The 12,181-nt window shown below is 34.9% G+C and carries 7 protein-coding genes and 4 pseudogenes; 9 read left to right on the top strand and 2 right to left on the bottom strand.

Features of this window, described 5'->3' with window-relative positions:
• Nucleotides 1–96: 96 nt before the first annotated feature.
• The 5 genes and pseudogenes from D5R40_RS39350 to D5R40_RS09430 form a co-directional block, all read left to right on the top strand.
• Nucleotides 97–615 (top strand): annotated as a pseudogene (locus D5R40_RS39350) (GDP-mannose 4,6-dehydratase); the annotation flags it as partial.
• A pseudogene (locus D5R40_RS39355) lies at nucleotides 616–1,872 on the top strand (intein-containing protein); the annotation flags it as partial. It lies immediately after the preceding pseudogene.
• Nucleotides 1,873–1,881: 9 nt separating this feature from the next.
• Nucleotides 1,882–2,313: pseudogene (locus tag D5R40_RS42500) on the top strand (GDP-mannose 4,6-dehydratase); the annotation flags it as partial.
• Between the two features lie 86 nt (nucleotides 2,314–2,399).
• Complete coding sequence (locus D5R40_RS09425; protein WP_124145558.1) at nucleotides 2,400–3,767, top strand: UDP-glucose dehydrogenase family protein; 1,368 nt, start codon at nucleotides 2,400–2,402, stop codon at nucleotides 3,765–3,767.
• Between the two features lie 903 nt (nucleotides 3,768–4,670).
• Entirely contained in the window at nucleotides 4,671–5,813 is a 1,143-nt protein-coding gene (locus D5R40_RS09430; protein ID WP_161564582.1) for a tetratricopeptide repeat protein, read from the top strand.
• A 43-nt stretch (nucleotides 5,814–5,856) separates the two neighbouring features.
• On the opposite strand, the gene D5R40_RS09435 is transcribed toward D5R40_RS09430, so the two are convergent.
• The gene (locus D5R40_RS09435) at nucleotides 5,857–6,696 is read right to left on the bottom strand and encodes a phosphodiester glycosidase family protein (protein WP_124145560.1); all 840 of its coding nucleotides are present in this window, start codon (nucleotides 6,694–6,696) and stop codon (nucleotides 5,857–5,859) included.
• 377 nt (nucleotides 6,697–7,073) lie between these two features.
• Between D5R40_RS09435 and D5R40_RS09440 the strand changes: the two genes are divergently transcribed.
• The 4 genes from D5R40_RS09440 (at nucleotide 7,074) to D5R40_RS09455 (ending at nucleotide 12,018) form a co-directional block, all read left to right on the top strand.
• Nucleotides 7,074–8,294 (top strand): hypothetical protein, encoded by a 1,221-nt coding sequence (locus tag D5R40_RS09440; RefSeq protein ID WP_124145561.1) that lies wholly within the window; start codon nucleotides 7,074–7,076, stop codon nucleotides 8,292–8,294.
• Between the two features lie 44 nt (nucleotides 8,295–8,338).
• On the top strand, nucleotides 8,339–10,411 hold the full coding sequence (locus D5R40_RS09445; protein WP_124154548.1) for a WD40 repeat domain-containing protein: 2,073 nt from the start codon (nucleotides 8,339–8,341) through the stop codon (nucleotides 10,409–10,411).
• Nucleotides 10,412–10,429: 18 nt separating this feature from the next.
• Nucleotides 10,430–10,735, top strand: coding sequence for a CD225/dispanin family protein (locus tag D5R40_RS09450; protein WP_124145563.1), 306 nt, complete (start codon nucleotides 10,430–10,432; stop codon nucleotides 10,733–10,735).
• Nucleotides 10,736–11,013: 278 nt separating this feature from the next.
• Nucleotides 11,014–12,018, top strand: a complete 1,005-nt coding sequence (locus D5R40_RS09455; RefSeq protein ID WP_124145564.1) for a hypothetical protein — start codon at nucleotides 11,014–11,016, stop codon at nucleotides 12,016–12,018.
• Nucleotides 12,019–12,092: 74 nt separating this feature from the next.
• Here D5R40_RS09455 and D5R40_RS09460 read toward each other — a convergent pair.
• Nucleotides 12,093–12,181: pseudogene (locus D5R40_RS09460) on the bottom strand (NUDIX hydrolase); the annotation flags it as partial.

Raw genomic sequence — 12,181 nt, forward strand, 5'->3', positions numbered from 1 at the left:
AGGCGCATACTTTGTTAGTGTATGATCAGATTTGATGTGGTTATTCAATTATTTGTTGCAAACCACAGCAAATTACAGTCCTTGATAGTGGAAACAATGAGAATATTAGTAACAGGTGGTGCGGGTTTTCTTGGTTCTCATCTCATCGATAGATTAATGGAAAAAGGCCATGAAGTCATCTGTCTTGATAATTTTTACACAGGAACTAAGCGCAATATTTTAAAGTGGTTGAATCATCCTTATTTTGAGTTAGTTCGCCACGATATTACTGAACCTATTAGATTGGAAGCGGATCAAATTTATCATCTAGCTTGTCCTGCCAGTCCTATACATTATCAGTACAACCCTGTCAAGACAATTAAAACAAATGTGATGGGGACATTGAATATGTTGGGGTTAGCAAAAAGGGTAAAAGCAAGATTCTTTTTGGCTTCCACATCTGAGGTATATGGAGACCCAGATGTACATCCTCAAACAGAAGAGTATAGAGGTAATGTTAATTGTATTGGTATTAGATCGTGTTACGACGAGGGGAAGCGAGTAGCAGAAACTTTGGCATTTGATTACCATCGTCAAAATAATGTTGATATTAGAGTAGTCAGAATTTTTAACAGTTTGACTGGAGACCAAAAGGTACTTTATTACATTGGTAAAGAACTCTATTATGAAAGCTTTGCTGAATGTTATGACAGAATTAATGGAGATATATCTAATGTATCGGTGCCTTGTTTTGATGAAAATTCCAAGACAGTAATTAAACCAATTTCTGCAATTTGGAAACATCATGTTAAGAAGAAGGGTTATCAGATAAAAACTGTCTGGGGTAAGCAGATAAAAATTACTGAAGACCATAGTTTATTTACTAGGAATAATAACGATCGACCTCAAGCAGCTTTCGGAAATGAACTAAAGGTGGGAGATGAAATAGGAGTTCCTAATTATATCAGCTTTTTGGAGCAACCTTTACAACCATTCTACATTACAGATAAAATTTGTATTCAAGAAGAAATATTTCTGGAAAGTGAAGAGACAATCTCCTATATAGAAAAATATGGAGATAAAATTCGTGAGTATTTATTGGCAAAAGGTGTTAATCCCGAACAACTTTATTCAATACTGAAAAGCTACGAAGCAAAAAATAAAATTCCTTTGCATCTATGGGAATATTTAGAACTTCCTCTATCCAAAAAAGAAAAAATTTGCTATTTATCTTCAAAGGCAATTAAAAATTGGGTGGGGAATATAGAAGAATTTTTGTGGTTATTAGGGTTTTATGTATCTCAAGGAAGTTTCATAGACAATGAATTGGTGTTTAAAGGAGGAGCTGAGAAACTAGCAAAATTAATAGAAGTAGTAGAAAGAATATTTGAGTGTCAATGTGAAATTAAGATAGAAGGGTCTATAAGTATTAGGTCAAAAATTCTGGTCGATCTAATTGGAGAAGGGTTGAATTTTGGGAATAAAGAAAAAGAGATTTCTAATTGGGTTTTACAACTTCCTCAAAAACAATTAATTAGTTTTTTACAGGGATTGAATGAAGGAAATAATGTAGTAGAAAATCAACCAAATTTAAATATTGAATTTAAGAGTGGCAGTCAGGCGATCGCTGAAAAGTTAGTATTAATTTTAGCTAAGTTTGGGCTAGTAGCAAATGTCTCAGAAATAGAACAAAATTACCAAATAATAGTACAGGGGTTAGAAGATAACAATATTGAGAATTTGTCTAACATTCAGCAGAAAATATCAGCAAAAAGGACTGGTGATATTGTCTGGGCAAAAATAGAAAGTATTGAGGAATTTGAAATAGATGATTATGTGTACGATTTCTCAGTACCAAATTATGAAAATTTTATTGGTGGAAGCTACGGAATTTTTGCTCATAATACTTATGGGCCAAGAATGTTAGAAAATGACGGTCGAGTAGTGAGTAACTTTATTGCACAAGCCTTAAAAGGAACACCACTAACAGTTTATGGAGATGGCTCTCAAACCAGAAGTTTCTGTTATGTGTCAGACTTGGTAGAAGGGTTTATTCGATTAATGGATCAAGATTTTATTGGACCAGTCAACATAGGAAACCCAGGAGAATATACCATACTTGAATTAGCTCAAACAATTCAACAAATGGTTAACCCAGATGCAGAGATAACATATAAACCTCTGCCACAAGATGACCCGAAACAGCGACAACCAGATATTACTCGTGCTAAAAAATATTTAGGTTGGGAGCCTAGTGTTCCTCTCCAAGAAGGGTTAAAATTGACAATAGAAGATTTTCGAGAGCGGCTCAAAAATGAACCGCCAAAAAGTTGAAAGGGTGCGGGGGTAAAGGAAAGCAAATTGTAAAAACTTAATCCCCATTAAAACTTTTCGTGTTAAAAACTTTGAGGATATAAAAGATGCGTGTTTGTGTCATTGGTACTGGCTATGTTGGCTTAGTTACAGGGGTTTGTTTATCTCATACAGGACATCATGTAATTTGCGTAGACAACAACGAGGAAAAAGTTAAACTATTAAAATCAGGACAGTCTCCAATCTACGAACCGGGGTTATCTGAACTGATGCAAGGTTGCACTAAAGCAGGAACTCTCGAGTTTACATCTGACTTAAAAGCTGGGGTCAATCATGGCGATATCTTATTTATTGCTGTTGGTACTCCCCCACTCCCTACAGGGGAAAGTGATACTCGTTATGTTGAGGCAGTGGCTAAGGGTATAGGTGCTCATTTGACTACAGGTTATAAGGTAATTGTGAATAAATCAACTGTACCTATTGGTTCTGGGGACTGGGTACGAAGAATTGTGTTAGATGGGGTTGAGGAGCGGAAAAATGAAGAGGGTGGCTCCGGTACAGATATTGAACCTGAATTTGATGTGGTTAGTAACCCAGAGTTCTTGCGCGAAGGTTCCGCTATCTTCGATACTTTTAATCCAGACCGCATAGTATTGGGTAGTAATAGTCAAAAGGCACTAGACATGATGTTGGAACTTTATGCTCCTCTGGTTGAACGTAAGTTTGCTGACGACTCCTCACTCCCACCAGTACCAGTGGTAACAACAGATTTGAGTTCTGCGGAAATGATTAAGTATGCTGCTAATTCTTTCTTGGCAACTAAGATTAGTTTTGTGAATGAGATTGCTAATATTTGCGACCGCGTTGGAGCAGATGTGACTCAGGTGTCTAAGGGTATTGGTTTAGACTCTCGTATTGGTAATAAATTTTTACAAGCTGGTATTGGTTGGGGTGGCTCTTGTTTCCCGAAAGATGTTTCTGCTTTAGTGCATACTGCTGATGACTATGGTTGTGAGGCACAGTTGTTGAAATCGGCAATTGAGGTGAATAAGCGTCAACGCATGATCGCAATAGATAAGTTACAGCAGGCGCTGAAAATTCTTAAGGGTAAGACTATTGGGTTATTGGGTTTGACGTTTAAGCCTGATACTGATGATATGCGGGATGCACCTTCTCTAGATTTGATTCAAGAGTTGAACAGGTTGGGAGCAAAGGTGAAGGCTTACGATCCGATTCTTTCTCAGTCTGGTATGCGTCATGGTTTGACTGGAGTAGTAGTGGAAACAGATGCAGAAAGACTTGCTGATGGTTGTGATGCTTTAGTTTTGGTGACTGACTGGAAACAGTTTGAGAAATTAGATTATGCTAAGATGTTGAAGTCCATGGAGCAGAATTTATTTGTTGATGGACGTAATTTCTGCGATCGTAAAGAGTTGGAAGCTGCTGGTTTTCAATATGTAGGGATTGGGCATTAACTAGCTATCAGTAATCAGCAATCAGCTTTCAGCTAGCATAATTTTCAACAAAATATTATGTAGGGGTGTTCTATGGAACGCTCCTAAATTTTTGGTCCCTACTCTGTACATAAGGATGCTGCATACAACATCCCTACTTCCCTCTTGTCCGGAAATGTCTAATTATTGCTCTGCTGATTAAATCTAAAAGCATTGATCATAATGAAAACCGTTGTAAAAAATATTTACAGGCTCTGTGATACTCAAAAATTAGCACTAGAATATAGATATATTAGGACTTACCCATGAACGCTATTGGTAGTGTTGTGTCAAGCTGAAAATGGTGTATTAAATTTTTGAGTATAATTCTTGCTCTGACTAAGGTTTGGAGAATTTTCCTAAAACACTATTTCAAGCTTGACGCGCTAGTAGAGTGTGTTAGCGCTAGCGTAACACACCAAAGACCTATATATAGTACCTTTGCGTAAGTCCTGATACAACTATGCGAGAGAAGATTTGCGAGATGTGCTTGATGATGAGTTTTATAAATTGCCTGGTGGTGAGGACTGGTATTTTAAGGAGTAATATCATGCGGGGGCGGGGCGGGTTTAGATCAATTAATCAGGACTTACGCACTAGGTACGAAAAACTAGGACTTGAGATTGCTTCCCTATCGGTCGCAATGACGGAAATACGTTGAGGTGTGTAAGTCCTATTAATATCTATGTATCAAGATTTTTGCTGAAACCCGCCCCTACGTCGGTGTTTAATTTATTTCCCAAATTGTAGGGGCGGGTTTTTAATGGGTTTTAGGTACATTTATCGAAATTTGGCTAAACCCGCCCCCCTTCGGATATCATGCACCACCGGGCCCGGAGCGGGAGAGTTCAATTCATAATAACAGGTCAGACGATTCACACTGATATGATTATTATTTGTTACGGAATGCCTAAATCAGCTAGCACTTTCACTTTTCAGCTAGCATCTGCATTGGTTGATTGTAAATATAGTCAGAGTAAGGTATACAAATCTTTACCAGAAAAAACTAAAAGGCATTTTTATAAAAATACACGCTTTATAGAAAAACTCGATCAAGCCATCTATGATTTAGTAGACATAGTACCTAGTGATAAAGTGTTAGTTATCAAAACTCATTCTCCTTTATCAAAACCAGTTGAGTCTGTTCTAGAATCGGGTAATGCTCTAGCTATTGTAAATTACAGAAATCCTTACGATATCATTGTTTCTCTCAAAGATGTGGGAGAGAAAGAACGCTTAAAAAAGAAGTCAGAGCGGCACAAAGGATTTGCTAAAATAAAAAGCATTGACGATGCTAAGGTTCTTATTCCAGATTTTATCAGAAAAGCCAAAACTTGGCTGGATAAAAAATCGGAATCATTGCTATATGTTTCTTATCAAGAAGTAGAAAAAATACCTTTTAATGTTGCACGGGATATTAATGAATTTCTGCAATTAAATTTAGAACCTAATTCTATTGACACAATAGTTGATGGATTCATAAGTGACAAAAGCAAGATTGGGCAATACAACATTGGTGTATCTGGTAGGGGAGCAGAAATAAGTTTCAGTGAGTCAGATAAAAAATTAGTAGAAGAAATTAATAGTTTTGTTGACTTATATTTTCAAGGAGGAGACAATACAATAAAAAAAGAGATAGCACCAACCATCAGAAAAAATATTGATGACTATGAGTATTATTTTCAAATAGCTGAAGAATTTTATAAACAAAGAGAATTTAATTCAGCTCTTACTACATATCAAAAAGTAATAGAAATTAATCCGAAGCACTCTTGGTCTTATTATAAATTAGGTAATATTTTCCGAGAACAAAACAAAGATGACCAAGCTGTCACCGCTTATCGTAAAACAATAGAAATTAACCCTGATTTTTCTTGGTCGTACTATCATTTAGCCACTATTTTAGAAAAACAAGGGAAGTTAGAAGAGGCGATCGCTTCTTATCAAAAAGCTATTGAACTTTATCCAAATTTTTCTCCATATCGCTACAAATTAGAAAAATTCCTCCAACACAGAATCTTTAAATAAACACCTATAAAAGTCTCAATAACTTTACCAAATATTCATAAAACTACCTTAATATAACAATCATTTGAGGGATAGTTCTTGGTGAAGTTATATAATTATTCCCCTGACAAATTAATTGTGTAGAACCTCCACCATCTAACATCATTACTTGAGTGGCACCGAAACTTTTCAAAACTTGAGCTGCATGGGGTTGAGTTGCTTGCTTAGATGTAAAAATTAAAATTGTTTCATTGAGGCGATCGCTATCTTTATCTTTAACTCCAATAAAGGTTCTACCTGTTTGATTTTCTACTCCTTTATCTGCATTTTCCTGTAAACCAACAATAAAGTTAGATGCTGTTGATAATTGGAGATTATTTGGCTGAAATTTAGTAATTAATGCTCTATCATTCCAGACTTCTAGGATTAACTTTTCATAGGGAAATTCTATTTCTCCGGCATAACCATCACTAACTATAATTCCATCTGACTTAACAGGAAATGCTAACCCTGTAGAGGAGTTTTGATCGTTTCTAAAAAATTGACCATTAGTGATGCAAAATAAATTTGAATTTTCTGAAAATAAGTTAGACCATACTTGTGATATTGTCTGACGTTGAAATTGTGGATCGTTACCGCCGTAAGCTCCTTTTTTAGTACCTAAGTCTGTGATGTTTCCGTAGATAAAATTAATTTTTGCGCCTTGAGTTAGATCGACAATTTGTAGATAATCTAAATCTTTTTGATAAAGAGTTGTTCCCTGAGAATTGTTAATAATTTGGAAACCAAGAGATAGAGGGTTTTGTGATTTACTTTCGGCATTCTGGGCAGAAAATAAGTTTATTGTTATTAGGAGGAAGGTTGTTAAAAATAATCCGGTTAAAGTTAGAGTTTTTTTATTCATTATACCAATTTCAAAAAAGAATGTTACAAATAACAAGGGTGATAAAAATACTTTACAGGAGATGTTTCTTTGACGAATTCAATAAATTATGAACTAAGAATAGCTAATAAGTTATTTATTTTGACTCCTAACTCCTAATTCCTGACTCCTTAAAAAAACTAGATATTTGTAGCAAACATTTATCAAATCGGAATAATACCAATTTTATAAATGTTTTTGACAAATGGTAGGGAGGTTGTATGCAAAGTCGCTACAGGGTTATCATCTTTTTATGTGCTTCATTTTTTGGGTAAATCCTGATGTCTAAAAAAAACTTTTGAAATTGCTATAGTAGTATTACAGTCGGCATGATTATATTTTTAGAGGAAATTTAGGCAATGAAAAGTTACAAAATATTAACTTTAGGAGCGTCTGGAGCAGGCAAAACTGTATTCCTTGCTAGTATGTTTAAGTCATTATCAATCCAAGGAGAATATGGCTTCTATCTTCAGGTTGAGGATTTCAACAAACGGAAGCTACTGAATGATATTTACACAAACTTGATTATTCAAAAATGGCCTCCATCAACCAGACGTAGTGAGATATCTAAGTGGAAGTTTACTTGTTGTATCAAGAATCCTGATCTGGAAAACTTTCCAATTTGTCAGTTTATTTATTTTGATTATGCTGGCGGACGGTTTACAGACATGGATGAAGAAGATTCTGATTTACAAGAAATAATTGTACAAGCTGATGCAATTTTGGGTCTTTTAGATGGTCAAAAAATTCAAGCATTAATGAGTAATAAAAATGAACAAAAGATTGATGATTTGTTGAACAAAGATTTACCACCAATAATTAAGTGTATGTCCTATTGTCAAGCACCTATTCAGTTTGTAATTAGTAAATGGGATTTGCTGGAAAATGATAATTTTGGTTTAAAAGAAATAAGCGATCGCCTTCTGGAAATTCCTGAATTTAAAGAATTAGTTTTGAATCGAAATCAAGAACGTTCTTCAGTACGTCTGATTCCAGTAAGTTCAGTGGGTTCGGGTTTCGTAACACCTCAACCTGATGGCAGTATGAAAATAATTGCAAATTCAATTCCACGTCCTTCTCACATGGAAGTTCCTGTATCTTGCGTTGTACCAGATCTTTTAGAGAAAGAGATTAAGGTAAACCTGAAACGGCTAACTACTATTAGTAATGAAGATATTGCTGAAAATAGTGGATTTAATAAACTATTAAATAAGTTTTTAAAGGGTGTGTTAAGTTTCCGTTGGTTGATTGATATAGTTGTTAATGCTATTGTTGAAGTTTTAGCATCAATTATCTTCGGTGAAGATAATGAAGATAATGATCAAAATCAGCCAAATGGTATAAAACAAGAATTGGCAAAGGAACTCCTCAAAACAGTTGATAATTTAGTATTGAAAAAAATTGAAAAAAAAGTTAAAGCAGATAATGAAAAATTAGCTGAATTGCGGAAAATAAGAGATGAATCTATCAAAAAAATTAAAGATAAAACAACAGCCTTGAAAAGTGCTGTGACAAGCTTTTTATATATTAGTAATAAACTGAGCCAAGATTTTCCTGACTCTGAAATAATCAGAAGGTAGAACAAAGTAATAAGGGAATCATTATCAAAGTTAAAAGCCCAGAAATGGATATTAAAAATTACAATATTATTACTTTAGGACCATCTGGAGCGGGTAAAACCGTATTTTTAGCTAGTCTTTTTAGGCAATTATCTACTCCAACCAGCGAAAGATTTTTCCTGGAAGTCTCTGGTGATAAACACCGTAAAGAGCTGAATGACATTTATTTAAAAATTATTGATAAAGATCAAGATTGGCCTAGTGGAACAAGAGATGTAACAAGGAGAACGTTTACTTGTCGTGTCAATAATTCTGCTATTGAAAAGTTTTCGGTTTGTCAGTTTACTTATATTGACTATGGAGGAGGATTACTTACAGAGACAAAATTACCTAATGAATATGATGTTATTCATTTTGAAGAAGAAGTTCCTAATGCACATGCAGTGTTAGCAATGATTGACGGTCTAAAATTATTGAAATTAATGCAAGGAAAAGACCTGGATAATGAAGCGGTTAGACAATTATTGCTAAAAGATTTACCTAACATGATGCAATTGATAAATAAATGTAAAAGAGACACATCCGTTCATTTTATTATTAGTAAATGGGATTTGCTTGAGGGTAATTATAATCTCTCAGAGATAGAAGAATGTCTGCGATTTTTCTCGCCTGACTTTAAAAATGTAGTTGATAGTAGAATTCAAGCTGGTTGTCCAGTACGTCTAATTCCTGTAAGTTCTATTGGTATGGACTTTGCAACCCTCCAGGATGATGGTTCGATGAAAAAGAAACCAGGCGCAGTTCCTAAACCTTTCCAGTTAGAAATTCCTATTGCGTATGTATTAATTGATGGGGTAAAAACTGATATTAAAGCCTCAAAAGCATCCTCAGAAAAAATTCCCGTGTGGGATTTACTTAAAAATTCTTTTCCTTCTTTAGATTCCCTAATTCATCAGTTTGTTTTAAACGAACTAGCTCATCCATATCAAGAAAAATCTTTACAAGAAGTGAGAGATTGGGAAACAGCACTTAAGCACTTAGTTATTATTTTCTTGAAACATCTCAAAGATTTTGAGGAGAGATTTCCCGAAGCTAATTTAGGAGGAGAAGTTCTTTTTGCTCCTGAACCTATCCATAATTTGACAAAACATGAAAAAGTAGTGTGTTCGGTTGGTTTCACATCTGATGGTAAAACTCTTTTCAGTTCCAGTGACGACAGAACCGTTCTGTTTTGGGATGTTGCACGGGGAAATTTACAGAAAAAAATTGTGCAGGAAAAATCAGGTTGGGTACTAGCAAATATTAGTCAAGACAATAAACTACTGTTTACTGCGAGCGCAGATAAAAGTATTAAGGTATGGGATGCCAATACAGGACAACGCTTGTATAAACCGTTGAAGGAACATTCTGAACCTATCAGTGGGTTTGTTGTTAGTGCTGATGGTGGCACACTGATTAGTAGTAGTCGAGATCAAACTGTCAAAATCTGGCAATTAGAAACTAATGGCGGTAGAGTCATACACAGTTTAAGCGAACATCAAGGCTATGTTTATGCTCTTGCTGTTTCTCCCAATGGGCAAACTTTAGCTACTGCTGGTACGGACAAGAAAATGCTGATTTGGGAACTGCCCATTAAAAATGATAAATTTCTTAAATTTCTTGCCCTCAAGCATCCTAGTTTTATAAAAGCTTTAGCCTTTAGTTCAGATGGTAAAATGTTGGTTAGTGGTTGTGGAGACCAAACTATCTATGTGTGGGATACGAAAACCTGGAATCTCAGGTATAATTTGGAAGGACACACCGGAGCAATTTGGTCTCTGGCGATTAGTGCAGATAACTGCACCCTTGCCAGAGACCAAACTATCTATGTGTGGGATACGAAAACCTGGAATCTCAGGTATAATTTGGAAGGACACACCGGAGCAATTTGGTCTCTGGCGATTAGTGCAGATAACTGCACCCTTGCCAGTGGAAGTAATGATTTGACAATCAAGGTCTGGAATTTATCAACCGGAACTTTAAAAACTACTTTAACAGGGCACACTGGTATTATCACCACCCTAGCTTTTAGTTCAGATAATCAGACCTTAGCTAGTGGCAGTGATGACAAAACGATTAAAATTTGGCGAATTGTATAAAATATAGCTTAAGTAAATATGACAACTAATAATATTCGTAACTATCGAATGCGAGCAATTTTACTAACTTTTCTATGCTGTTTGGTACTTGGAGGATGGGCAGTTTTTTATTTGCCATTCGGAATTGTCACAATTGTTTATGGAACTGAAGTCAAGACACGACTTGAATTGACAGACGAACTAGGAGCAACTACAGCATCAAAAAAAGCTAAGAAATGGTTTTGGTTTGGTTTAATAGTAGCGATAATAATGATGGTTGTATATGTACATTACACCTACATTGCTCCTATGCAACCCGAACCTAATACTAATAGTATTAATTAATCTATTCCTAACAATAACTTAAACATAGAATGGTTATACTAACTCAATTTAAAAATGTCATAAATATTGGGAAACTTATAACTCCTGAAATTACTGTATTCTCAAATTTTTCTATTTATCAAATCTTATTTTTAACTTTTGCCTTCCGTGATATGAAATCCGGTAGTGTAGGTATAAATAAAGCAGAGAAACTCGGTTTATATAAAATAAATCACATATCTCTCCCATAAACCCGGTTTCTTATAACACCCCAAATCTAGATTTATTAAATTATCACTATGAGTATTGAAGTTTGGCCTTTTTTAGTAAGTCGTAACCGCTATCTTGACTACAGAACAGTAGTAGCTCCTGATTTCATCTGTGAAGCTAAGACTGGTAACTTATTGGCAAGAGTGACGACAGGAGATTTAACAGAACCAGGAAAGGGATTTATTAGACAAATTTTTGGTTCAAAAGTAGGAGATTTCACCATAGTTTATCGAATCTTAAAAGCTACACAAAAAGACCTGAATTCTCAAGTAGGAGATGAGATTCTTAAAGACCAATTTGGGAGAGAAATACTTCTAATTGAAGGAGTGGTTATTCAAGAAATTAAAAGTAAAGAAGCTGTTTTTATTTCCCAGAAAAATATAGAAGAAATTCATCAGAAATTGATAGAAGGATACACAGAATTTTGGGAGCATCGCGACCCAAATCCAGCCATTCCTTCTGATAAATTATCTTTAAGTATGGATGGTTCTAGTAGACCCTTAGAACTTGAAGAAATAGAACTATTTCAGGTTGAGTCTCCAATCTCTAACCACAATCAGGAAAAAAAATGGATAACGTTTATTAAATCTTGGGGTAATAACGTTAATTATGTTGTTTTTCTTACTATAATTTTGGCAGTAATGGTTGCTTTTGGGTGGATATACAGAAGTGAAATTTGGGGAACAAAGATAGTATATGACTGCACCACTATTGAGTATAAAAATATAAGATTAGAGAGTAAAAATAATATAGATGATGTTCTCAATAATCTACAAAAAGAGTACCCAGATGCAACAATACTCCTTGATGCTAAATTAGAACTCAAATCCAACGAACAATGGCAATATTTGATAAAAAGAGAAAAACTCAATGAATTAGAAAACTATACCATTAACCTCTATGGAAATATCTTAAAGCTACAAGATCATCCACTTGATTTAGCGATCGCTCAACTTAGCAACCAGGAAATTGTTGAGTACATTAATATCAGCGCAAAAATTATAAATAGAAAGGAATGTAAAAGAAATTCCTGAAGCAATCTCATAGATACCCTACAGTTGAAGAGATTGCTTCGGGGTATCAATTTTTTCTGAATTTCATACCTCTATCAAATAAATATTAAAGGTTTATCTTTGATTAACGCGAATGCCTCAGAATTAAATCGATAAAGACTAGCTGGTCTACCAGCACCTCGTG

It is taken from the genome of Okeania hirsuta, assembly GCF_003838195.1.
In the GTDB taxonomy this organism is placed as follows: Bacteria; Cyanobacteriota; Cyanobacteriia; order Cyanobacteriales; family Microcoleaceae; genus Okeania; species Okeania hirsuta.

Coding starts and splice junctions, on each gene's coding strand:
- D5R40_RS09425 (WP_124145558.1), top strand. CDS start 2,400: ATGCGTGTTTGTGTCATTGGTACTGGCTATGTTGGCTTAGTTACAGGG.
- D5R40_RS09430 (WP_161564582.1), top strand. CDS start 4,671: ATGATTATTATTTGTTACGGAATGCCTAAATCAGCTAGCACTTTCACT.
- D5R40_RS09435 (WP_124145560.1), bottom strand. CDS start 6,696: ATGAATAAAAAAACTCTAACTTTAACCGGATTATTTTTAACAACCTTC.
- D5R40_RS09440 (WP_124145561.1), top strand. CDS start 7,074: ATGAAAAGTTACAAAATATTAACTTTAGGAGCGTCTGGAGCAGGCAAA.
- D5R40_RS09445 (WP_124154548.1), top strand. CDS start 8,339: ATGGATATTAAAAATTACAATATTATTACTTTAGGACCATCTGGAGCG.
- D5R40_RS09450 (WP_124145563.1), top strand. CDS start 10,430: ATGACAACTAATAATATTCGTAACTATCGAATGCGAGCAATTTTACTA.
- D5R40_RS09455 (WP_124145564.1), top strand. CDS start 11,014: ATGAGTATTGAAGTTTGGCCTTTTTTAGTAAGTCGTAACCGCTATCTT.